Source organism: Chryseobacterium sp. CS3K3.1 (genome assembly GCF_059515165.1).
In genome coordinates this window covers 102,766-127,088 of the sequence record NZ_JCAKRV010000007.1, presented here as the reverse complement: position 1 = coordinate 127,088, position 24,323 = coordinate 102,766, and the positions used below count along the sequence as shown (strand labels likewise).

Below are 24,323 nucleotides of genomic sequence, written 5' to 3'. Positions count from 1 at the left end.
AATTCTTAACCTTTTTGTATTTTTTATCCTTTGAACTGGCCCATTGCAATGAATTTGTCCTGTCTCTGGGTTTCAAGCTCCTGTCCTGTAAATTTGGAAAAAGCTTTGATATTTTGTAAAATTGAATTTTTCAGGTTCAGATAGGTTGTTTCCTGATCATAATGAGCTCCTCCAAGCGGTTCCTCAATGATACCGTCAATGAACTTTTCTCTTAAGGCATCTGCCGGAGTAAGATTCAATGCATTGGCTGCATCTTCTTTATGATCCCAGTTTCTCCATAAGATAGAAGAGCAGCTTTCCGGTGCAATTACTGTATACCATGTGTTCTCCAACATATATACCTTATTTCCTACACCTATTCCCAATGCTCCGCCACTGGCACCTTCTCCGATGATGTAAGTGAAGATTGGAGTTTTCAGCTGAACCATTTCAAAAATATTTCTTGCAATAGCTTCACCTTGTCCTCTTTCTTCAGCTTCCAACCCCGGATAAGCTCCCGGTGTATCTACTAAAGTTACCACAGGGATATTGAATTTTTCAGCAAGCTTCATTAATCGTAAAGCTTTTCTGTATCCTTCCGGATTTGGCATCCCAAATCTTCTGTGCTGTCTTTCTTTGGTCGTTCTTCCTTTTTGAGTCCCTATGATCATTACTTTCTGACCATCAAGGGTAATCAATCCTCCAATCATTGCCGGATCATCAGCGAAATTTCTGTCTCCATGAAGTTCTAAGAAACTGCCCTTGTCTGCCATTCCGTTGATATAATCCAATGTATAAGGACGATCCGGATGACGGGACAGTTGTACTCTTTGCCAAGGTGTAAGATTTCCATAGATTTCTTTTTTCTTTTCTAAAATCTTATCCTCAATCTGGCTGCATGCTAATTTTACATCAACACCACTTTCTTCTCCTACTAAAGAACACGTCTGGTATTGATCCATCAATTCTTTGATAGGAAGTTCGAAACTTAAATATTCCATTTCTTGAAGTAAATTAAATCTTTCAAATGTATGAAAAATTATGGTTATTCTATTTAAAATTATTTACAGCATTGTTTATTCTGGCGATACTTTCCTCTTTACCAAGGATTTCCAGAATATCCGGAACGTCCGGTCCTTTCAATTCTCCTACTAAAGATAATCGTAACGGCATCATTACTTTACCCATTCCTAATCCTTTGTTTTCCGCGAAATCATGCATGGTTTGCTTTAATATCTCAGCCACAAAGCCTGTTGTTTCAAAAGCAGTTGCCAATTCACCTAAAATTGCCGATGTTTCTTCATTCCATGCTTTTTTTGATGCTTTTTCATCATACGAAACTGGAGCTTCAAAGAAGAATTTACCATTTTCATAGATATCTTTTGGGAAAGTGGCTCTTTCTTTCATCAGATGAATTACTTTCAACAGCTTTTCATCCGATACACCGGAAAGGTCAAGGTCGGTATTTTTAAGGATCTGAAGAAGTTCCTCATCAGACTTCAGCTGAATATACTGATGGTTGAACCACTCAGATTTTTCTTTACTGAATCTTGCGCCCGCTTTATGTACTTTATGAAGATCAAATTCCCTGATCATTTCATCCAGAGGAAGTATTTCTTTATCATCTGCAGGAGACCATCCTAATAATGCAACCATATTAATGAAAGCATCAGGAAGATATCCGTTTTCTCTGTATCCTTTAGAAATCACACCGGTAGCAGGATCTTTGAAATCAAGCGGGAACACCGGGAATCCGAATTTATCTCCGTCTCTTTTGCTTAATTTCCCTTTTCCTTCAGGTTTTAAGATTAAAGAAAGGTGGGCAAACTGTGGTGCTTCCCACTGCATTGCTTCGTATAATAAAGTGTGAAGTCCTAAAGATGGAAGCCATTCTTCTCCACGGATTACGTGGGAGATTTCCATTTCATGGTCATCAATAATGTTGGCAAAATGATACGTTGGCATTCCATCATTCTTTACCAGAACTTTATCATCTAAAGTATTGGTATTGACTGAAAATTTTCCACGAATAATATCTTCAAGATTTAATACTCTGTCAACAGGCATTTTAAATCGAACTACATAAGGCGTCTTTTCGTCTAATAACCTTTGAACCTCTTCTTCAGAAAGGGCAAGGCTGTTTCTTAAACGGTTTCTTGTTTTATTATCATAAGAGAAAACATCACCTTTCGCTTCATATTCGGCACGCATTGCATCCAGTTCTTCAGCCGTATCAAAGGCAATGTAAGCATAATCTGTTTTCAGGATCTGCTCGGTATATCTGTCATAGATGTCTCTTCTTTCAGACTGTCTGTAAGGAGCGAATTTTCCTCCTTTTTTAGGACTCTCATCAGGAATGATTCCGCACCATTCTAAAGCTTCTTCAATATATTCTTCGGCTCCTTCTACATATCTGGCTGTATCCGTATCTTCAATTCTCAATACAAATTCTCCCCCTTGATTTTTAGCAAAAAGATAATCATATAATGCGGTTCTTACGCCTCCCAAATGTAATGGTCCTGTAGGACTTGGAGCAAAACGTACTCTTACTTTCTCCATTTCAATTTTAATTTTTGCAAATTTACTTAAAGTAACTTGAAAAATAAATTGTTTCATAGGAGAAAGTTTGAATTGTGATAATAAAAAAAACTATCTGAAAAACAGATAGTTTTTTTTATATGCTGAAAAGTTTTTATTTAGTAGATATCTGTAATTTCTTCTACGGCAATTTCGTGCCTTTCAGAATTATTTCCTTCAAGAATAAAAGTTGCATAATATTTAGTCCCGGTTATTGCATTGGTTTTTTTTATGATTTGAAGTTTAAATCCTGGATTTGATACTGATTCTGAATCTGTATTTGTTGCCCAGATAGCGTTTTCTGCTACATAAGGCTGCGCCTTGTATAATACCAAATTACCATCGCCTTGAGCTGATAAATAAGGTTGGTATAAGCCGGTTCCAAAATCTGTATTGGAAGCCCATTTTACTGGATAAGGTACTGGTCCCCAATAATTAATCGGACTTGCATAGAGCACTAAATTAGAATCAAATTGCATATCCAAATGTAAGTTCACATTTCCATATTTTAAAACTAAGGATTGCCCGGCATTAAGGCCTGACATTCTTTGGCTTTCAGCAAGTACCTCCGTCTTCGTCAATGAAATCCTCTCCTGAACGTTCATTTTTTCGACAGTTTGTATAGGTGGTTGCTCTGTCAATGAATCGGTTTCTCGTGAACATGAGGTAATAGCTAATGTAGCGAAGGCTAATGTAGAAATTTTTAAAAATTTTTGCATTTTTTAATTTTTTATCGACACAAATATATGAATTATTTCTTTTAACTGTGATTAATTTATCGTTTGTATTTCAGATAAATCTTGTAAATATAGGAGTTTTCGATTGTTTTTAATTCTCTTTTAAGTGATTATTTTTAATAGTATTTTAATAAAAAATTTACACTATGATTGTAATATTACATAAGTTTAGTTTTAATGTAAACTATTTATTTGTATAGATACCGCATATCTCAATTAATTATTTAGTAAAATTTCCTATTTGGAGAATGGTAATTATTGTACGAACTAAAATCTCATTTTCTGTTTATAATTAAACCCGTTTTTCAGCATTATTTAAATAAGTGTTAAATCCACTTAATATTGATATAAATCATTAGATGTTTCTTTTTTCACATAGTGGTGAATGTTATCTTTGCAGGAAACTTCTAAATAATACTATGAAAAAACAAATTTTATTTTGCTTCAGTAGTCTACTGATGCTTTTTATGAGTTCATGTTCAACAGAGGAACTGAATAGCGAGACAACTCCTGAAAGCCCTGCGGCAAAAGCTAGTAATCGCTTATCTGCTTCCAAGTTTGCGGGAGACGGAATTTATGATGTCTTAGGACATGGTTATAACGTTACCGGTGAGTATGCCAATGCAACAGCTGCCGGTTTTAAGGTGGTTGATATTGACCGCTTTAAACTGGAGCAAACCAACAGATTAATCAGCGAAAACACAAATTCTCAGGAGTACTCCGAAGATTATGGTGAAAATGCTGAAGCTTACTCCAAAATGGTTTCTACCAAAGTGGATGCAACAGTTAATTTTCCATTGTTTAAAAAAATACTCTCTGTAGGTTTTGGCTCAGCGGTAACAACCAACAATAGGTTTGATGCTAAATATATCTACGGAAGCTATAACCTTACGATTAAGCAGAAAAGAGTAAGATTCAACGCTACTACAGATATGCTGGGTGATTATATTACTCCGGAATTTGCACAGGATTTACAAACAAAAACTCCGCAGCAGATTGTTCAGGATTACGGAACTCACGTAATGACTGATATTTATACAGGCGCAAAGCTTGATATTTTATTCCAGTCTGAAACAACAAGCCAGACTCGTGATAAGGCAGCCAGAATAGGAATAAAGGCAGGAATGCTGAATATCTTTAATGTGAATGTGGATAATGATGTGAACACTTCTGAGTATCACATGAATTTTTCTAAAAAGTTGACCTACAAAACCAGAGGTGGGGATCCTTCAAAAGGTTTGGTAGGAGATTTGAATCTGGATCAGACCAATACTAAAGTTAATATTTCCGACTGGCAACTGAGCTCAAATGCGAGTAATTCTGTTTTGGTTGACTTTGGTAGCAACGGGTTGATTATTATTTATGACTTTGTAAAAGATCCTGTTAAAAAAGCTCAGCTTAAAGCTTATGTAGATCAATATCTGATTGATAATAAAGTGTATCTGGAATTTAATACCATTCCAATTTACAGATATTATAACGGAGTAGATCATTACTATACAAAAATTGCTGGAAGCTACAGCGGATATTCTTTTGAAGGAACAGAGTTTAACGCATTCCTGTACAAAGCTCCCAATACAGTTCCTATCTACAGATACTGGAATGGTAAAGATCATTACTATACAAAAACTCCGGGATATTATCCGGGATATGTAGATGAGGGAATCGAGTTTAATGCTTTTGCTACTCAGCAGCCTAATACAGTTCCTATCTATCAGTATTGGAATGGTAAAGATCATTATTATTCAAGATCCAGCACAACACCTCCTGGTTATATTAAGGAAGGAATTGAATTCTATGCCTATTAATTAAAAATATTGATATTCTATAACTACAAGCCGTCTCAGTTTTGAGACGGTTTTTTAATGATAAATAATATGATGTATTTTTTACCATTAAAAAATAGTAGTGCCTTACTGTTTGTATTCATTTTCATTTATTATAATAATGTGCTGTTAATTATTCCTTTTCCAGGATGTGCATATATGGACTTAGGCAAATGTTAAATTGATGTTGGATTTTTATTGTTTCTATGTATTTAACTCTTGGTTTGTAGATAACCTATGAATGTTTTTTACCTATATTCAATTCATTTTTTCTTTTACAACTAATTTTAATGGGGAATAGGAAGTATGATTTTTATTATTTATCTTTACATGAAGAAATAAAAAACATAAACTTATGAGAAAGCATTTATTAGCAATGTTTGGGCTATTGGCAGGAATTTGTATAATGGCTCAAAATATTACACTAGGCACTAATCTGGTAAAGGATAGAAGGTACTATTCCCAAAATGATCAGCACTTTCTGATTTTTCAAAACGATGGAAATTTGGTTGTTTATAATGATCAGAATCAGCCGGAATGGAGTTCCAGGACTCAGGGTAATGGTTCGAGAGCCATTTTTCAGGAAGATGGTAACCTTGTTGTTTATAATTCTTCAAACAGACCCTTATTCAGTAGCAATACAACCAACAAAAATGCAGGCAACCTTGAGATGCAGGATGATGGTAATCTTGTAATTTATAACAGAAGACGAAATGCATTGTGGTCTTCCAAGGGAGGTTCTAACGGAAACAATTTCGGTGGAAATGGAGGTTCTAATACAGGACGTTATAATAATGGTAATATTTACAAAGGATTTAGATTTGTAAAAGGACAAAAGATATTTTCTGAAAACTATAATTATTATTTAATTTTCCAGACAGATGGTAATTTGGTAATGTATAGTGACGGAACTAACAAAGATATCTGGTCTTCGGCAACCGCAGGAAGTGGAAGAACCGCTATTTTTCAGGAAGATGGAAATCTGGTGGTCTATGATTCTTCGCATAGACCTGTTTACAGTACAGGTATAAGCTCATCAAATATTGAAAGACTTTCAGTTCAGAATGATGGAAATATTGTGATTTACAATAACAACGGCAGTGTTGTTTGGGCAAATAAAAAATAATAATTTAATAAAAAAAGTTAAGTATAAAAAAGCTAGCCGAAAGGCTAGCTTTTTTTATGCAGTTTGTCTCGTCCTAACATAGCGTTTCTTTTGTAAAGAATATCGTACTCTAGCATTGGGAAATTATTTTTTTCCACGTACCGATCCAATCTTGTGTTTCATTTTCCAGGGAATAATTTTTCATAACAAATTGTGACGCTATTTTCCCTTTTTCAGAAAAAAGAGTCGGATTCTCATGATATTCTAATGCGTGGCTTTCTATTTTTTCAACAAAATCAATAATGTTACCTTCTTCAACCAGACAAGAAAATTCTTCTTTAAAATATTCTTTTCCTCCTTGTCCAGAGTAACCTATTACAAAACATCCACAAGACATAGCTTCTATAGGAGGAAGCCCAAAGCCTTCTCTATGATTGAAGCTTAAAAAAAATACGGATTCTTTTAAATGTTTTGCAACTTCCTGTTCATCCATATTGTCAATTGGGAAAAACTCCCAATCATCCATCTTTTTTCGCGCTTTTAAAATATTAATAACTTGTAAAGAATCCTCAGCAAGTTTCCTTGGCATAAAAGCAATTTTTTTCTTTTTTTTATTTTCAAAACTGAAAATATGGGTATCAATCCCTAAACGGACTCTATATAGACTAAGAGTAGGAAATACAACATTAAAATACTTTTGTGCATTTTCTGATGCTACAATAGTTCCTAAACAATTTTTATCTAGATAAGGATTTTTTTCATTATAATCAAATCCATACCCCTGAAAGGTGTAGTAGCAATTCTGGTTAAGTATTACGTACTGATGATTGGGAATAGTTTTATGGAATGATTTTCCATATATTTCCGGAAAAACAAATAGCGCATCTTTCTCTATGGGATGTGAAAATAAATTGTTATAGAACAGTTTTAATCTTTCATAAAAACTATTTTTATGTTCTTTAGAGTTGTTACTATTTTCTATGTTTTTTAAAAGTTCATAATGATAAGATATTTTTGTATCACGATACCAGATATTGTCTCTTTTTCTCTTTTTTTTTAATAAAACAGTAGCATTATAACCATGGTTGTTTAAAATATTTACATATTTATAAATTTGTTTTATACCCCCAAAAGGTACAGAAACCGATGGGCAAATGAAATATATCTTTCTTTTTTTCATAATGAAATGACTCTTTTTGAATACAATTTTTTGCGATATTTTTTGATTAGCGAAATCTATATCATTAAAGCTTTTGGTTTTATTTAGACATTACTGCTTTTGTTGATTAGTCGATAAATCTAGATAAACAGGAGTAAATTTCTTGTGCTCCATGGACAAAAGATAACCAACTTATTACTCTCATAGTTTACAATAAATGCTTAATTTTGTTTTTCTAAAAGGCAAGACAAAATAATAAATTTAAAATGGGAATTAAAAGGTTTTTTAAAAATAAAATAAAGGATCGAAATTTTATCAATAATAAGAGAAAACTGAAGATCAATCATTTTGAACTAGACTTTTTTAAAAAACATACATTTGACTTTATTTTTGAAAATGAGCCAGAAGTTTCTATCATAATTCCTGTTTATAATCAGATAAGATATACTCTTAATTGTCTATATACAATTGAGCAATATGATAAAGACGTATCAAAAGAAATTATTATTATCAATGATAATAGCTCAGATGAAACTTTAAAGTATCTGGATACAATTCCCGGAATTACAATTATTAATAATACTGAAAATTTAGGATTTTTAAGAAATATAAATAAAGGAATTCGGAAGGCAAGAGGAAAATATGTTTATTTATTAAACAATGACGTAGAAGTTCAGGAAAATTATCTGTCCAGTCTGTTGGAGGTTTTTAACAACAATAAAAATGTAGGTGCTGTTGGCTCTAAAATGGTATTTGCAGACAATACATTGCAAGAGGCAGGCTGTCTTATTTTTAATAAGACCGAAATTGTCAATCTAGGAAGGGGTGAAGCTATTGATACTCCAAAATATAACTTTTTAAGAAAAGTAGATTATTGTTCAGGATGTAGTTTGTTATTACATAGAACTGACACAGATGGAAAACTTAATCTTTTGGATGAAGCTTTTTTACCTGCCTATTACGAAGAAACAGATCTATGCCAACGTTTGAAATATGAGCAGAATCTGGATATTTATTATCAGCCTAAATCGGAAATTGTTCATTTTGAAAATGTTTCTTATACCGGAAAAGATAATGGAAAGGAACTTTTGCTTCAGAAAAACAGAACTGTCTTTATGAATAGATGGGATTCGTATTTTACTGATTCAAGGTTTCTGGATAATGAAGGAAGAAATAATATTAATAGGTTTTATAAAAAACCAAATATTCTTATTCTGGAGGAACGTATGCCACAACCTGATAAGGATTCTGGCTCAAGAAGGTTTCTTGAAATTGTAAAGATTCTGCAAAAAAATAATCATAGAGTTATTTTAGGGATTCAGCAGCCCAACCAAGAGGATGAGGTTTACGTTGATTTTTTTCGGAGCATTGGTGTGGAAGTTTGTAAAGACTATGTAAATGCTCAGAACAAAATTGTAAGAGTTTTGGATCAAGTGAAAGAAGCTCTTCATTATGTTGATATTGTTTGGATTTTCAGACCAATTGGATTTGATTTTTGGTATGGGAAAATTAAAAATGAGATCTCCGGAAAGAAGATTATTTATGATATGGTGGATCTTCATTATCTAAGAATGGAGAGAGAAAACAAATATATTGAAGTAACAAAGTCCCGTAAAAAAGAGATGAGATTCTTTAAGGAAAAGGAATATTTTGGAATGCAGAAGTCAGATGTGGTTATTTCCATCAGTGATGAAGAAAAGAAAATTGTCTCAGGCCAAGGGATCAAAAATGAAAAGATCTTTACTGTTAGTAATATTCATGAACCTGTAGAATGCAGGGATATGGACTATTCTGTTCGGGAAGGTATTTTATTCATTGGAGGTTTCTATCACATGCCCAATATGGATGCCGTGAAGTTTTTGTATGAAGATATAATGCCTTTAGTTTGGGCTAAAGACGATTCTATTAAAGTATATATTTTGGGGCCACATTTTCCCGAAGAGATTAAAGGAAAATATAATTCTGAGAAGTTTCAGATATTAGGCTATCAGAAGAGTGTGGACTACTGGTTTGAAAATTCGAGAATATTTGTTGCTCCGCTACGATATGGAGCTGGAGTGAAAGGAAAGATAGGGCAGGCTCTGGAGTTTGGGCTACCCGTAGTCACTACATCAATTGGGGCGGAAGGAATGGATCTTGAAGATCAGAAAACAGCCCTTGTTTCCAATGAAGATCCGCAGCATTTCGCAAATAAGATATTGGAACTATATTACGATGAAAATTTGTGGAAAACAATTCATAGTAACAGCGCACTACCACTGGCTAAGTTCTCAGTTGCGCAACAGGAAAAGAATATCAATAATATTATAAATTATTTAGGATTTAAAGATTAAATAAAGAAGGCTTTTATCAATAAAGCTTATTTCTATGTTATGATTTTTTTGATCCAATTACTGAAACCATATTTCTTTACAATGTCATCTGATAATGTAAAATAAGGTTTTTTTAGAAACTGTTCAATATTTTTATAATTATTATTTTCCACAACAAAGATATTATCAGGATGGTAAAAATCGTATTTTTTAACCATCACATTATCTGTAATTACTTTCTTCTTATAGTACATTCCTTCAAAGAAACGAATGGAAAGTCCGTTGTGTAATGGATCAACAAAATCCAAAAGAATGTCTGAGCTTTTTACAAGATCCAGATTTTCTTGGAAACTGATTCTGTTTTGAATATATTGTATTTTATCATTTTTCGTTTCAGGTTCCTGAAAATATTGAATGAAAATAGAAAGTTCAATAGATAAACCTGAGACTTCATCAATAAACCGGTTAATTTTTTCTTCACGGCTTTTCCAATATAAACCTACAAAGTAAAGCTTAGGCTTTTCTGCATTATATTTTTTTTCAGAAGAAGGAAGGTGATCAAAATAAAAATTAGTAATAGGTTGAATATTGGGCTGAGATTCGGCCTTTTCAAAACAAAAGAAGATATCAAATAAATTGAAATAGTTTCTGATCTCGGGAAATTTATCAATGCCATCCCATTGATAAGCAATTAATTTTCGGGTTTTACTTTTTAGATTCTTTATAAATGAAATTGGGAAATTGTCCGGACGAATCACCAGGACATAATCCAATTCTTCCGTAATGGCCGAAAGGTTTTTATTCAGCTCATCGAGAAAGTGCTTTTTAATAAGATTTTGTTTATACTCTTTATTTCTAAGAATATTTTTAATGAAAAAATTTTTTATGCTTTCAGAGCCTTTGTATTTGAATCTTGAAACATTGTCTGTGATTAAATAGGGTTCAAAACCTTCCTTCTCCAAGTTTTCTAAAAATAGCTTTGGAAAATCGGAATAATCAGGCATTACCAAAAGAAATGTTTTTTTTTTCACTTTGTTAATTTAAGTTAAGGATACTGAATATTAATATTTTGTAGTATTTTCTGAGACTGTTGACGGGATTATTAAAATATTCTTTTTTTATGGTCTCAGCATCTTTTAAACTGAGGGTATTAATATACCGGAAATATTTTTTCTCAATACTTTTCAATGAAATATTATCATTGAATTTAGGATTAACTTCTTTGAATACCGTTTCCATCTTATGAATTGCTGTATTGGAATAATTTGAATGGTGTTTGTAATTTCCAATAATAATTTTCTTTAAATAGGCAATATAATAGGCAATATTGCTTTGTTCAGGATATTGTAAATAGTAGTTGTTATATATCGTTTGAATAACACTCAGATATCCTAAAAGATTTTTATCACTGTTCTTTTTAGTGATGGACTGTGCGTTGTCGATAGTGTACAAATAAGTAATATCAGGAATAAAGACAACATTCTTTGCCTGGAACATCGTTTCAAAGAACCATAATTCATCTTCGTGATAAATTCCACTTAAAAAGGTGAGATTATTTTCTTTTAAAAATGAAGACTTATATAATTTATTCTGAGCAATTGGACTTAAGCCTTCCGCTATATTCTTAAGCAGGACTTCCGTATTTTTATTTTCTAAGCGTTGTTTTTCTTTAGGCTGAGGTAAGAATGAAACGTTTCGTTTCTCTTCCCATGAATAGGTTGATGTTTTTCCCACAATAATATCCTCTTTACCTGTATACTCGGATATGAGTGATTCCAAGGCATTAGAAGGAAGAAGATCATCACTGTCACAGAAAAAAATAAAATCTCCGGAGGCTTTTTCCAACCCGAAATTTCGAGTATCGGAAAGACCTTTGTTTTTCTGGTTGTATACATGGAATCTTTCGTCTGAAAAACAATTGATAATTTCAAGAGTATTATCTGTACTACCATCATTAATAATAATACATTCAATATTGTAATGAGTTTGGCTCTGTATACTTTCGAGTACTTCTTTTACATAATAAGAAGCGTTGTAGCACGGAACAATAATGCTGATTAAAAATAAAGAATTATCCATTCTTAATTAAATTTTTTTCAAAGTAGAACTTACGGACTCAATGGAAAATGGTTTCAGACTGTCAATAGAATTTTGACTTAATGTATTCCAAAGCTCTTCATCATTACTTAATTGAAGAATTGCCTGAGCAAAACTATTTTCATCATTCGCTATCAATACATTTTTATGGTTGGTGAGGCTCATTCCTTCCGCTCCGATATCTGTTGTGATTACAGGCAAGAAATATTCGAATGCCTGTCCGATTTTCCCTTTTACACCCGCTCCAAATCTTAAAGGCGCCACCATAATTCTGGAATTCATAAAATGCTCTTCAATGCTTTCCACAAAGCCTAAAAATTTAAACTTAGGAAATAGTTTAAGATCAAGTTTTTCAGCAACATTCCCGATGATGCTTACTTCCAGCTCAGGATTGGTTTTCCAGACGATAGGCATTATTTTTTCATAGAGAAACTTTACCGCATCAATATTTGGCTCGTGGATAGATCCGATGAAGGTAATTCCTTTGCTTTCACTGAAACGTTTTCTTTCAGAAATATCAATTTTGGGATAATGAATATTAGATACTGTAATGATCTTATTTTTATCTGCATACTGGCTCATAATTGCTTTCTCCTTATCAGATATGGCAATGATATAATCCAGTTGTGGTGCAACAACTGTTTCCAGACGGAAAAAATGTTTATAATTTTTCTTTAAAGAAATACGGGTCGGTTCCAGTTCTATCGCTCTTTTAAACCTTAAAAAATGAATATCCACCATATCATAAATAAATTTGGCAGAAGGTAAAACAGCCTTCATTTTTTTATAAAAAAGGTTCAGAGCCAGAGGCCCGTTGAACCAAACGTAATCTATCTTTTTAAAAGAAAGCAGGAAATCATAGATATTCCTGTACTTAGTGTTCTCTATGTAAACGATAACATTGTGCTGCTGATAAAACTTCACATAAGAATCGTCTTCAAACATATGGGGAGCAAATATAATGCAGTTGTATCCTAATTCTTTGTAAATAAATATAAGTTCTTTCAGTCTGTTAGCCCCGGATTCTTTATCATGGGCAGGGAAATCTCTTGATGCAAACAAAATCGTTTTTTGGGAATCGTTATACAGATTAATGTTGACGATATCCTTAGACTGAAGATATTTAAGTTTTTCTTTTCTTTCGAAGTGTTTTTTTATTTTTTTTAAGATTCCCATTTGTCAGTTTTTAGTATCAAGTTCAAAAACTTTATTCACCCAACTATCCAAAGTGTATCTGTAATAGATTTCTTCTGGGATTTTCTCGTAGGGTGTTTTAAAAAAAGATTTGTTAAGATTACTAATATTTTTGTTTAAAATCAAAATATTATTGGGATTGTAAAAATCATACGTTTTAATGGCTTCATTATCAGTAATGATTTTCTTTTCCAGAGACATGGCTTCAAAAACTCTAAAGCTGAGGCCATATTGCCCTTCGCGCATCAGATCCAGTAGAACTTTTGAGTTCTTATAATATTTTGGAAGATCGTTGTGCGGAATCTTTTTGATGCTGAAAATCAGAAAAAGATTTTTGGGAACCGTCATGAAAATATTCGTGAGCTGATGTTTCCATGATTTTTTTCCGATGATCATGATCTGGAATTTTAATCCCTGTTCAATCAGTTTTTTGGCCAGTAACTTTATCAGGGAAACCCTTCTGTTATCATACGATGTGATATAGAAAAGATCCATTTCAGGCTGTTGGATTTCCTGTGAACAATGGGGAAGATAAATATAGTTTGTTAACTTTTCGAACCCGTGCTTTTTGACGTCAATATAGTCGAATGAGAATACTTTGTCAAAAAGATATAGCTTATCTTCTACAGGAACTCTTTCAAGATTATCATAAAGATAAGTCACCAGACGATCTGTATATTTTCTAATTTTTTTGAGAGTAGAAAGATCAAATGTATCCGGATTCATCACCAGAATCTGATCCTGATGGCCTAATTGTTCCAGAGAATCCAGAACGTATTTCTGTCTTTTTTCAGTCTTGAGATTTTTATTTAAAAAAGTTTTGCTTAAAGCATTTACAGCTCTTTCATTGAAGTTGGAATGAGTAACGCTACTGATCTTTATATGATGAGCATCAATACCTCTTTTGCATAATGTCTCAACAATATACTTATCATAATCCCAAAAATCATAACTAATGATACAAATCTTCATTTAACTAATTTTGCTCTTTTTTTAATGATTCATAGGTTTCATAAACGCTTAAAGATTGAAGGTAAGATAACTGATACCCTTCTTTTCCGTCCAAAATACCCAGTCTCATTATATAGGCCTTAAAGAATTTAAAAGCTGTTTTAAGATATTGAACCAAAACACTGTACTTTTTCCCTTTTGCAGCCAGTTCTTTACCCTTTAAAACTCCGTAATGAATCATTTTTTTTCTGTAAGATTCATAATCTGAAACGGAGTAATGGAGTAATTTATTTTTTAAAATTCCGATGGTTCCGTTAACCTCCAGAGTTTCATGTACCTTTTTTCCCGCCATATATCTGGCCTTCGATTTTCTGAATAGCCTGAAGTTTTTATCAGACTGTGTTCCTGAAAAGTGAATCGGTTTCTGGGCAAAAAAGAATTTCCTGTAAAAATAATAGGCATCCTTTTGCCCGGGTTTGTTCAGCTCAACGATAATTTCCTGCTTCAGGGCCGGAGTAATTCTTTCATCACCATCCAAAAATAATACCCAGTCGTTGGTTGCATGATCAAGAGCTAAATTTCTCTGCTTTGTAAAGTCCTCAAATTTATTCTGAATCACTTTTACATGGGGGAATTTCTTTGCAATTTCTACAGTTTTATCCGTACTAAAAGAGTCTACCACAATTATTTCATCACAAAAATCAAAAGACTCAAGGACATCCTGTATATTTTTTTCTTCATTATATGTTATGATTAAACCACTTATATTCATCACAACGTTTTGTTTAATAAGGAAATAGGCGCTATCTCTCTTAAGGTCATTCTAAATAGTTTTAATCTTTCAAAGATAAGTTTAAATTTGAATTTTATAGACCAATCTTTGTCATTTATCTCTATTATGCAGAATTCAAAAAAATGCCACCTTTGAAGATTGCACATTATAGTATTCGGATGTATATAGCAAATACAATTCCTAAATTTTTAAAAAGTTAAAAAATATGATTTTTTTATGCTTTTTTGAAGTAATTGCTGAGGGTAGATCCGGGAAACACATGTATTGATGAGATACATTAAGGGTATGGTTTTTAACTACCATACCCATTAATCTTTTCCGGAAATCAACAGTTCAAATAGTGTTGATCATATTAAAATACCCGATGAATATCGGTTTATTTATACTCAAGAATAGTTTTTTCAATAATCTTCACGCAATCCAGCAATTGTTCTTCTGTAATGACCAATGGCGGTGCAAGTCTGATGATGTTTCCATGGGTAGGCTTTGCCAGCAATCCGTTTTCTTTTAATTGTAAGCAAAGATTCCATGCCGTAGAACTTTCAGGAGTATCATTGATCAGGATAGCATTTAAAAGGCCTTTTCCTCTTACTTTGGTAATAAGGTCTGTTTTTTCGATCAGCTTTTCAATTTCAGCTCTGAAAAGCTTTCCTAATTCTTGTGCTCTTTCAGACAGTTTTTCGTCAGCTACTACGTCCAATGCTGCTACTGCTACGGCACATGCAATAGGATTTCCTCCAAACGTGGAACCGTGCTGTCCCGGTTTGATAACATTCATAATGTTGTCATTCGCTAAAACAGCGGATACCGGATACATACCTCCTGAAAGTGCTTTTCCTAAGATCAGGATATCCGGTTGTACCTCTTCATGGTGGCAGGCAATCAGTCTTCCTGTTCTTGCAATACCTGTCTGAACTTCATCAGCAATGAAAAGAACATTGTGTTTTTTACATAGTTCAAAAGCATTTTTAAGGAAGTTTTCATCCGGAACATACACTCCGGCCTCTCCCTGAATTGGTTCTACTAAGAATGCTGCAATATTTCCTGCTTCTCTGCTTAATACTTCTTCCAATGCAGCGATATCGTTATAAGGAATTTTGATAAATCCTGGTGTAAAAGGTCCGTAGTTTTGGTTAGCATCCGGATCATTGGAGAAAGAAACAATAGTGGTTGTTCTTCCGTGGAAATTGTTTTCGCAAACGATAATTTTCGCTGCATTTTCTGCAATTCCTTTTACTTCATAACTCCATTTTCTGGCTAATTTTACCGCTGTTTCCACAGCTTCAGCTCCGGAATTCATTGGTAAAACTTTATCAAACCCGAAAAGCGTGGTTATTTTCTGCTCATACTCTCCTAATTTAGAGTTGTAGAAAGCTCTTGAAGTTAACGCCAGTTTTTGAGCCTGTTCTACCAGGGCTCCTACGATTTTTGGATGAGAGTGTCCCTGGTTCACAGCAGAATATGCTGAAAGAAAATCATAGTACCTTTTGCCCTCCACATCCCAAACGAAAACACCTTCTCCACGGTCCAGAACTACTGGAAGGGGGTGATAGTTGTGCGCTCCATGTTTGTCTTCAAGGTCAATAAAATACTGTGAGTTTTTTGTTTGTTCTGCTGTTGACATATTGTTGTTTTTTACAAATTTACACAATATTAATGATATGCATAAACAAATACCCAGTATCGTTCCGGGGGAAAATTGAAGTAGATTTTAGGGTGGAATAATATCGTATCAGAAAATATTTTCTTTGTTGATTGCTTGTTTTAGGTATTATATCTTTAAGCCGGCAGAATTTTATTTTCTGATTGTTTATTAATTTTTATTAACGATTAGTAAGGGATTGATTTATTGGTTTTTATGGCATGTCGACTGGCAGAATCATTGATGGATTTAAATAAAAAAACTGCCCCTTTTGAGGCAGTTTTAATTTGTATATAAAATAATCTTAGTGATTATCGTATTTTCTATCCATTACAAAATCCTCCATGAATTTTGTAGTATAGTTTCCTGAAAGATAATCTTCATTATCCATCAGCTGTCTGTGGAAAGGAATAGTTGTTTTTACTCCTTCAATATAGAATTCTTCAAGAGCACGTCTCATTTTTGCAATAGCTTCCTCACGGGTCTGAGCCGTAGTGATAAGCTTAGCAATCATAGAGTCGTAGTTAGAAGGGATTGTATATCCGGAATACACGTGAGTGTCTACTCTGATTCCGTGTCCGCCAGGAATATTTAATCCAGTGATTTTCCCCGGAGACGGTCTGAAATCTGCATATGGGTCTTCTGCGTTGATTCTGCACTCGATGGAGTGTAACTTAGGATAATAGTTGATTCCTGAAATAGGAGTTCCTGCAGCAAGAAGAATTTGTTCTCTGATCAGGTCATAGTCAATTACCTGTTCAGTAATAGGGTGTTCTACCTGGATTCTTGTATTCATTTCCATGAAATAGAAATTTCTGTGCTTGTCTACAAGGAATTCGATTGTTCCTACCCCTTCATATCCAATGAATTCCGCAGCTTTTACAGCAGCTTCCCCCATTTTCTCACGAAGTTCGTCTGTCATGAAAGGAGAAGGTGTTTCTTCAGTTAATTTCTGATTTCTTCTCTGTACAGAACAGTCTCTTTCAGAAAGGTGGCACGCTTTTCCGAATTGGTCACCAGCAACCTGAATTTCGATGTGTCTTGGCTCTTCAATCAGTTTTTCCATATACATACCTCCGTTTCCAAAGGCAGCTACAGCTTCCTGAATAGCAGATTCCCAGTGATCTTTAAGGTCTTCAGCTTTCCAGACAGCTCTCATTCCTTTTCCACCACCACCTGCGGTAGCTTTGATCATTACCGGATATCCTGTTTCTTCAGCTATCTTTACAGCGTGTTCATAAGATTCGATCAATCCGTCAGAACCTGGTACACAAGGTACACCTGCTGCTTTCATAGTAGCCTTAGCGTTTGCTTTATCTCCCATTTTTTCAATCTGTTCAGGAGAAGCACCAATAAATTTGATACCGTTCTTCTGGCAGATTCTTGAGAAGTTAGCATTTTCAGATAAAAATCCGTAACCTGGGTGAATAGCGTCAGCATTGGTAATTTCCGCTGCCGCAATAATGTTAGGGATTTTAAGATACGAGTCTTTACTCATTGCAGGACCAATACATACTGCTTCATCAGCAAATCTTACGTGAAGACTGTCTTTGTCAGCAGTAGAGTATACTGCAACGGTTTTGATCCCCATTTCTTTACAAGTACGTAAAATACGCATTGCAATTTCGCCACGATTGGCTATTAATATTTTTTTGAACATCTTAATACGATTTGAAATTTGAAAATTTGAAATTTGAAATTGACTTTATCATCAATTATCAATCATCATTAATCAATATTTTAATTAAGATGGATCTACTAAGAATAAAGGTTGGTCATACTCTACAGGCGTAGCGTCGTCAACTAAAATTTTAACAATTTTTCCGCTGATTTCAGATTCAATCTGGTTGAATAGCTTCATTGCTTCAATAACGCAAACTACTTTACCAACAGAAACTTCGTCACCTACATTTACAAATACATCTTTATCAGGAGATGGTTTTCTATAGAAAGTACCAATCATTGGAGATTTGATTGTTACATATTTGCTGTCATCAGATGCAGCTTCAGCTTTTTCAGCAGCAGGAGCAGCCGGAGTTGCAACAGGTGCCGGAGCAGCTACCGCTTGCGGTGCAGTGTGGTATACTGCAGGCTGTGCATAAACAGCATCGCTTCCAGCTAATGGAGTTTTAATAGTGATTTCGAAATCTTTAGTTTTGTACTTCACTTCTGAAACTTCAGCCTTAGATACAAACTTGATAAGATTTTGTATGTCTTTAATGTCCATAAATTTGATATTTGATTTGATGCCAAAGATACCAAAAAAACGTAAAAAACAACAAAAAACCGCCAAATTTTATCAAAATTGGGCGGTTTTTGTATTAAAATGAGGCTTTTTCAGCGAAAAGCGACTCTTAGTTTTCTTCAGTAGCAGCTACTTCTTTTTCCAATACTACTTTACCTCTGTAGTATAATTTTCCTTCATGCCAGTGAGCTCTGTGGTATAGGTGAAGCTCTCCTGTTGTTGCATCTTTAGCTAATTGAGGAACTACAGCTTTGTAGTGAGTTCTTCTCTTATCTCTTCTTGTAGACGACTGTCTTCTCTTTGGATGTGCCATTTTCTAATAACTTTTTTAATTGATGAGCGATGAGATTCATCATCTCATCATATTTAAATTATTCTATTTAATTATTGTCTTTTAATTTTCTTAAAGCATCCCATCTCGGGTCACTTTCATGTTCTTCTTCTTCAGTTACCTCAATATCTTTAGGACTGAACTGGTCAAGAATTTTAAGATCTTCATCACTTACATTCGGTGAAATCTTTTTCATAGGGATAGAAAGCATTACATTTTCATAAATCAAATGTGCTACATTGAAAGCATGCTCTCCGGTAGGAATCGTAATCACATCTTCATTGCTGTCATCATATTCTTCCCCGAAATTCACCAAAATCTTGATTTCATTCTCAATAGGATAGTCGAAATTTTCATTGGTGATATCACAAACCAATTCAACTAATCCATTAATTTTAATCTCAAATTCTAGAAAAGTAGTGTGTTTATCAAGCGATACATTCACTTCTATTCTAGGATTTGTAAATTCCTGCTCAGTGTCAAATAATTGAAAGAACGTTTTATCTATCTCAAACTTGAACTCGTGTCTTCCGTTTTTAAGTCCGGAAAAGCTTACGTCATAGTTTCTTAACTTGTCCATAAAATGAGTGTGCAAAAATATGCATTTTTTTTATAATAACAAATAAAATCTGAAACAAATTAATTTAAAATTTGTTTTAAAGATTTATGCTTCAGTTTCCTCCGGTAGATCTTCATCTATTCCGTTGTCTACAGCCATTTTTCTAGGCTGCAGGCGGTCGCTCATCAGTTCGCTGTATTCACTTCTGTTTTTGAAAACCTTAATAGCAGTAAAGATTGCTTCTGTAAAACTTTGCTCATCAGCCATATTTTTTCCTGCAATGTCATAAGCAACTCCATGATCCGGAGATGTTCTGATGAAAGGAAGTCCCGCCGTATAATTTACTCCTTCTTCATACGCTAATGTTTTGAAGGGAGCCAGTCCCTGGTCATGATACATCGCTAAAACAGCATCGAAATTTTTGTATTTGCCCGGCTGGAAGAAACTGTCTGCAGGAAAAGGCCCGAATGCCAGTATTCCGTTGTCAGAAAGTTCTTTAATAGCTGGGCTGATGATCTCGATTTCTTCATTTCCGATAACCCCGCCATCTCCTGCGTGAGGATTTAATCCCAGCACCGCAATTTTAGGCTTTTGGATGCAGAAATCTTCTATCAGCGTCTGGTTTAAAACTCGGATCTGTTTCTTTATTTTTTCCTTGGAAATATTTTCAGCCACCTTTGCAATTGGGATATGATGTGTGGAAACAGCCACTTTAAGATCTTCGGTAACAAGGAACATTAATCCTTTTTTATTGAATTTCTCTTCAAAATATCCTGTGTGTCCTGCATGTTTGAAACCCATCTTTACCATTTCATCCTTGTTGATCGGAGCGGTTACCAGAACGTCAATATCTCCTTTCATCAAAGCTTCAGTAGCTGCTTCCAGAGAATCAATGGCCATCTTTGTAGATTCTTCAGTAGGAACTCCCAGTTCTACATTCACGTTTTCTTTGGTAAGGTTCACCATATTGAGTTTCCCTGCCTGTCCCTGCGAAGGTTCATTCACATAGTTGAAATTAAGATTCAGCTTGAAAATATTTTTCTGATAAGTGAATAATTTTCCCGAACCAAAAATTACAGGTGTGAAAAAATCTGTAATGGTTTTGTCTTTCAGAGACTTCATAATGATCTCCGGACCGATGCCGTTGAAATCACCGATTGAAATTCCTACTCGTACTTTATGGTTTTTTGGGCTCATTTTGATTATCTTTGAAGATTATAATTTACAAATTTAGCAAAAAATAATATGTTCACAGGAATTATTGAAGCAGTTGGTGTTATTGAGAAGATTGAAGAAAAAGGAAGCAATATAGATTTTACCCTGACCTGCCCTTTTACAAATGAACTGAAAATTGATCAAAGCCTTGCGCACAACGGCTGTTGTCTTACAGTTGTTGAAATAAAAGACAATCATTATGTGGTGACGGCAATCAATGAAACATTGGAAAAAACCAACCTTGGAAAATGGGAATTGGGAACCGTTGTCAACCTTGAACGCTGTATGAAAATGGATGGAAGACTCGATGGTCATATTGTTCAGGGACATGTTGATAAAACCGGTGAAGTGGTGAGTATTGAAAATAAAGACGGAAGCTATTTTATTACCATGAAGTATGATAATGACGGAAGCTTTGTAACGGTACCTCAGGGATCCATTACTGTAAACGGAATCAGTCTTACTGTTGCTAAAAGTGAAGATAATCAGTTTTCCGTAGCTATTATTCCTTATACCTGGGAATTTACGAATATGAAACATTTGAAAATTGGTGACAAAGTAAACCTGGAATTTGATATCATTGGTAAGTATATTGCTAGGTTAATTAAAAAGTAGAATGTCAATAAATAAGTATAAAGGATATAGCTTAAGGAATCGTGTGTTTTTCGGTTTCCTGCTGGTATGTTTTTTAAGTGTGGTTGCTACATCACTTGTTCCTTACTTTGTATTGAGAAATCATTCTTTACAGCAGAGTAATATCGATATGCAGGATAAAACCAATGCTGTAATGCGATATCTGGACTATGCGGTAAGCCAGAAACTTATTGAGACAAAAGATCTTCCGGAGGTTTTGGGGAATAAAATCTTTGAAATAGCGGATATCAACCAGCACGACATTTTTATTTATGATCTGAAAGGAAACTATTTGCTTTCCAACAAAGACGAAGGATTAATTGAGCAGAAAACAATTCCTATAGAAATCATCAACAAGATTCTGTCTACTGACGCAAGAGTAGACATGGTGAATTATGATGCAGCTAAGGATGCAAAGCTTACCTCTTCCTATCTTTTGCTGAAAAACAATGAGCTTGAGCCTATCGGAATTGTTTATATTCCTTTATACCATAATGAATCTGCTTACCTTGAAGTTCTTCATCAGTATGTAAAATATATTCTTTTAGTAGATATCTTCCTTATTCTTTTCAGTATATGGATCAGTTGGGTGACTTCTAATAGCCTGGCGAAAACCATTACGAAATTCTCTGATATGATTACCCGTATTACCTTGTTTGAAAACGAAATGCGTCCTATCAGATATTATAAGAATGATGAGCTTAATGCTTTGGCAAGGGCTTATAACAGGATGATTTTACAGATTCAGGATCAGAAAGAAAGACTTAGATTCAAAGCATCTGAAGAAGCATGGAGAGAAATGGCCAAGCAGGTGGCTCATGAGGTGAAAAATCCATTGACGCCAATGAAGCTGACGATTCAGAATTTTGAAAGAAAATTTGATCCCGAAGATCCGAATATCAGAGAAAGGGTAAAGCAGATGAGTAAGACTATTGTGGATCAGATTGATCTGATTGCTACCGTAGCTTCGGCATTCTCGGAATTTGCAAAGCTTCCTGAAAAAAATAATGAAGTGATCAATCTGAATACGGAAGTTGAAGATATTCTCCGTGTATTCAATGATGACAGTATTTTCATGCATGCCAACAAGACGAATATTATGATCAATATGGACAGAATTTATCTTTCCAGAATTATCACAAACCTTGTTACAAATGCAAAGCAGGCGGAAAGCGATAAGAGAAAACTGATCATCAATGTAGATGTCGAACAGCACCAGAGAAGAGTCATTATCTCTGTTCAGGATAACGGAGTCGGGATTCCTGAAAATATGTACGAAAGAATCTTTGAACCGAATTTTACTTCTAAAAGCAGTGGAATGGGGCTTGGTCTGTCTATGGTGAGAAAAATGATTGAGGATTATAAAGGTGAGATCTCTGTGAAATCAGAAGTAGGAAAGGGGTCTACATTCATTATTACACTGCCTACTAATTTATAGTGAAGCCTTTTACATTTAAACAATTTCAAATTCAGCAGTCTAAAGACGTCTTTCGGGTAGGAACAGACGGAGTTCTTCTTGGAGCTTTGGCTTACGTTGAACATGCTTCCCATGTTTTGGAAGTCGGAACCGGAACCGGATTGATTTCTCTTATGCTGGCGCAAAGAAATCTTCAGGCCGGCTTTTTGGGATTGGATATTAATGAGGATGCTACAAAACTTACCCGGCTCAATTTTGAAAATTCTCCTTTTCGTGCCAGGTTGAAAAACAGTCATCAGGACTTTAAAACTTTTGAAACGGTAGATCGTTTTGATCTTATTGTGTCCAATCCTCCGTATTTTGAAGAATCAGGATCTGAAAAAGATAAGATTGCGCGCCAGACTGTGGAATTGAACTTCAGACAATTAATCAGCAGGGTAGCAGAATTGCTTACAGGCAACGGGATCTTTTCCGTAATCATACCTGTAGAAGCAGGAGGAACTTTTGTTTCAATAGGTAAAGAAAATAACCTGCATCTGAACAGGAAAATTAATATCAGAGGAATTGAAAATGCAAAGGCAAAAAGATTGATTCTTGAGTTTTCCTCACAAGAAAAAGAAACCAGCGAATCTGATTTTGTGATAGAAAAAAGTCCGAGACAATACTCGGACCAATATCTTGAACTCACCAAAGAGTTTCATGTTTTTAAATAAAGAGTTTAGAAATTAGATTAGAAGTTAGTTATTTCTGACCTTCTTGTTTTTTTTATTCTTATTCGAATAATTCTGAAGTATCCAATACAGAAACTTTTCCGTCTTCACATCTGATGGCTTCACCAGGGAAGTTCTGAATCATATGATAATCGTGTGTTGCCATTACTACTGCAGCGCCATTTTCAAGGGCAACCTGCTTTAATAATGTCATAATTTCATTGGAAGTCTCAGGGTCAAGGTTTCCGGTCGGCTCATCCGCTAAGATAAGATCCGGGTGGTTCAGAAGGGCTCTTGCGATGGCAATACGCTGCTGTTCTCCTCCGGAAAGTTCGTGAGGCATTTTGTGCTTTTTGCTTTTCATGTTCACGCTTCCCAACACCTCGTTGATACGGTCTTCCATTTTTACTTTATCACTCCATCCTGTTGCTTCAAGAACAAACTTCAGGTTTTTTTCAACCGTTCTGTCTGAAAGCAACTGGAAATCCTGGAATACAATTCCTAATTTTCTTCTTAAGTTAGGGATATCAGACGGCTTTAGTTTTGCCAGATCAAATCCTACAACAGCTCCGTGTCCTGATGCCAATGGAATGTGTCCGTAAAGCGTTTTCAGAAGGGAACTTTTTCCGGAACCTGTTTTTCCGATAAGGTAGCAGAATCTACCTTTTTTAATGTTAAGATTTACATCAGAAAGAACAGTGAAGTTTTTTTGCGCAATCTTTGCGTGTTGCAAACTTATAATATTGTCTCCGGCGATATTGGTATGTGGCATAATTTAATTTTAAAGGCTGTTTCTTATAAAAATATTTCAACTTCTAAAAATAGAAAAAAGATGTTGATG

General features: G+C 34.4%; 22 protein-coding genes. 6 read left to right on the top strand and 16 right to left on the bottom strand.

Annotated elements, in window-relative coordinates:
* Positions 1-23 precede the first annotated feature (23 nt).
* The 3 genes from AC5YGI_RS08885 to AC5YGI_RS08875 form a co-directional block, all read right to left on the bottom strand.
* Positions 24-980 carry an acetyl-CoA carboxylase carboxyltransferase subunit alpha gene (locus tag AC5YGI_RS08885; RefSeq protein WP_062675714.1) on the bottom strand — a complete coding sequence of 319 codons (957 nt, stop codon included), beginning with the start codon at positions 978-980 and terminating at the stop codon, positions 24-26.
* A 49-nt stretch (positions 981-1,029) separates the two neighbouring features.
* Complete coding sequence (gene gltX / locus AC5YGI_RS08880; protein WP_496168053.1) at positions 1,030-2,538, bottom strand: glutamate--tRNA ligase; 1,509 nt, start codon at positions 2,536-2,538, stop codon at positions 1,030-1,032.
* Between the two features lie 137 nt (positions 2,539-2,675).
* Positions 2,676-3,275, bottom strand: coding sequence for a hypothetical protein (locus AC5YGI_RS08875; protein WP_330743951.1), 600 nt, complete (start codon positions 3,273-3,275; stop codon positions 2,676-2,678).
* A gap of 437 nt (positions 3,276-3,712) precedes the next feature.
* Between AC5YGI_RS08875 and AC5YGI_RS08870 the strand changes: the two genes are divergently transcribed.
* Both AC5YGI_RS08870 and AC5YGI_RS08865 read left to right on the top strand, forming a co-directional pair.
* Positions 3,713-5,101: an MAC/perforin domain-containing protein gene (locus tag AC5YGI_RS08870; protein ID WP_496168024.1), complete on the top strand. Its 1,389-nt coding sequence runs from the start codon at positions 3,713-3,715 to the stop codon at positions 5,099-5,101.
* 373 nt (positions 5,102-5,474) lie between these two features.
* Entirely contained in the window at positions 5,475-6,245 is a 771-nt protein-coding gene (locus AC5YGI_RS08865) for a hypothetical protein (protein WP_496168023.1), read from the top strand.
* A gap of 109 nt (positions 6,246-6,354) precedes the next feature.
* Here AC5YGI_RS08865 and AC5YGI_RS08860 read toward each other — a convergent pair whose 3' ends face one another.
* Complete coding sequence (locus AC5YGI_RS08860) at positions 6,355-7,404, bottom strand: glycosyltransferase (RefSeq protein ID WP_496168022.1); 1,050 nt, start codon at positions 7,402-7,404, stop codon at positions 6,355-6,357.
* A 245-nt stretch (positions 7,405-7,649) separates the two neighbouring features.
* On the opposite strand from AC5YGI_RS08860, the gene AC5YGI_RS08855 reads away from it, so the two are divergent.
* A complete protein-coding gene (locus AC5YGI_RS08855) occupies positions 7,650-9,716 on the top strand; it encodes a glycosyltransferase (RefSeq protein WP_496168020.1) in 2,067 nt (688 codons plus the stop codon).
* A 32-nt stretch (positions 9,717-9,748) separates the two neighbouring features.
* Here AC5YGI_RS08855 and AC5YGI_RS08850 read toward each other — a convergent pair whose 3' ends face one another.
* From AC5YGI_RS08850 to pdxA, 11 genes are all read right to left on the bottom strand, one after another.
* Positions 9,749-10,726, bottom strand: a complete 978-nt coding sequence (locus AC5YGI_RS08850; protein ID WP_496168019.1) for a WaaS/CpsH family glycosyltransferase — start codon at positions 10,724-10,726, stop codon at positions 9,749-9,751.
* A 4-nt stretch (positions 10,727-10,730) separates the two neighbouring features.
* On the bottom strand, positions 10,731-11,774 hold the full coding sequence (locus tag AC5YGI_RS08845; protein WP_330743941.1) for a glycosyltransferase family 2 protein: 1,044 nt from the start codon (positions 11,772-11,774) through the stop codon (positions 10,731-10,733).
* Positions 11,775-11,780: 6 nt separating this feature from the next.
* A complete protein-coding gene (locus AC5YGI_RS08840; protein ID WP_496168018.1) occupies positions 11,781-12,968 on the bottom strand; it encodes a glycosyltransferase in 1,188 nt (395 codons plus the stop codon).
* A gap of 3 nt (positions 12,969-12,971) precedes the next feature.
* Positions 12,972-13,958: a WaaS/CpsH family glycosyltransferase gene (locus AC5YGI_RS08835; RefSeq protein ID WP_496168017.1), complete on the bottom strand. Its 987-nt coding sequence runs from the start codon at positions 13,956-13,958 to the stop codon at positions 12,972-12,974.
* A gap of 4 nt (positions 13,959-13,962) precedes the next feature.
* Positions 13,963-14,709, bottom strand: a complete 747-nt coding sequence (locus AC5YGI_RS08830) for a glycosyltransferase family 2 protein (protein WP_330747692.1) — start codon at positions 14,707-14,709, stop codon at positions 13,963-13,965.
* Between the two features lie 397 nt (positions 14,710-15,106).
* Positions 15,107-16,354: an ornithine--oxo-acid transaminase gene (rocD, locus tag AC5YGI_RS08825; RefSeq protein WP_496168016.1), complete on the bottom strand. Its 1,248-nt coding sequence runs from the start codon at positions 16,352-16,354 to the stop codon at positions 15,107-15,109.
* A gap of 322 nt (positions 16,355-16,676) precedes the next feature.
* Positions 16,677-18,032 carry an acetyl-CoA carboxylase biotin carboxylase subunit gene (gene accC / locus AC5YGI_RS08820; RefSeq protein ID WP_110011462.1) on the bottom strand — a complete coding sequence of 452 codons (1,356 nt, stop codon included), beginning with the start codon at positions 18,030-18,032 and terminating at the stop codon, positions 16,677-16,679.
* Between the two features lie 84 nt (positions 18,033-18,116).
* Entirely contained in the window at positions 18,117-18,599 is a 483-nt protein-coding gene (gene accB, locus AC5YGI_RS08815) for an acetyl-CoA carboxylase biotin carboxyl carrier protein (RefSeq protein WP_047385964.1), read from the bottom strand.
* Positions 18,600-18,726: 127 nt separating this feature from the next.
* Positions 18,727-18,930: a 50S ribosomal protein L32 gene (gene rpmF / locus AC5YGI_RS08810; RefSeq protein WP_002976251.1), complete on the bottom strand. Its 204-nt coding sequence runs from the start codon at positions 18,928-18,930 to the stop codon at positions 18,727-18,729.
* A gap of 67 nt (positions 18,931-18,997) precedes the next feature.
* Positions 18,998-19,528, bottom strand: a complete 531-nt coding sequence (locus AC5YGI_RS08805; protein WP_110011461.1) for a YceD family protein — start codon at positions 19,526-19,528, stop codon at positions 18,998-19,000.
* 84 nt (positions 19,529-19,612) lie between these two features.
* The gene (gene pdxA, locus AC5YGI_RS08800) at positions 19,613-20,704 is read right to left on the bottom strand and encodes a 4-hydroxythreonine-4-phosphate dehydrogenase PdxA (protein WP_496168015.1); all 1,092 of its coding nucleotides are present in this window, start codon (positions 20,702-20,704) and stop codon (positions 19,613-19,615) included.
* A gap of 48 nt (positions 20,705-20,752) precedes the next feature.
* On the opposite strand from pdxA, the gene AC5YGI_RS08795 reads away from it, so the two are divergent.
* Genes AC5YGI_RS08795 through AC5YGI_RS08785 form a run of 3 tightly spaced genes read left to right on the top strand, consistent with a single transcriptional unit; the run spans position 20,753 to position 23,485 of the window.
* Positions 20,753-21,337: a riboflavin synthase gene (locus tag AC5YGI_RS08795; RefSeq protein WP_110011459.1), complete on the top strand. Its 585-nt coding sequence runs from the start codon at positions 20,753-20,755 to the stop codon at positions 21,335-21,337.
* Position 21,338: 1 nt separating this feature from the next.
* Positions 21,339-22,793 carry a sensor histidine kinase gene (locus AC5YGI_RS08790; protein ID WP_227943343.1) on the top strand — a complete coding sequence of 485 codons (1,455 nt, stop codon included), beginning with the start codon at positions 21,339-21,341 and terminating at the stop codon, positions 22,791-22,793.
* Positions 22,793-23,485, top strand: a complete 693-nt coding sequence (locus AC5YGI_RS08785) for a tRNA1(Val) (adenine(37)-N6)-methyltransferase (RefSeq protein ID WP_496168013.1) — start codon at positions 22,793-22,795, stop codon at positions 23,483-23,485. Before AC5YGI_RS08790 ends, AC5YGI_RS08785 begins: the two co-directional genes overlap by 1 nt.
* Before the next feature lie 58 nt (positions 23,486-23,543).
* Here AC5YGI_RS08785 and AC5YGI_RS08780 read toward each other — a convergent pair whose 3' ends face one another.
* A complete protein-coding gene (locus tag AC5YGI_RS08780) occupies positions 23,544-24,254 on the bottom strand; it encodes a cell division ATP-binding protein FtsE (protein ID WP_330743912.1) in 711 nt (236 codons plus the stop codon).
* Positions 24,255-24,323 lie beyond the last annotated feature (69 nt).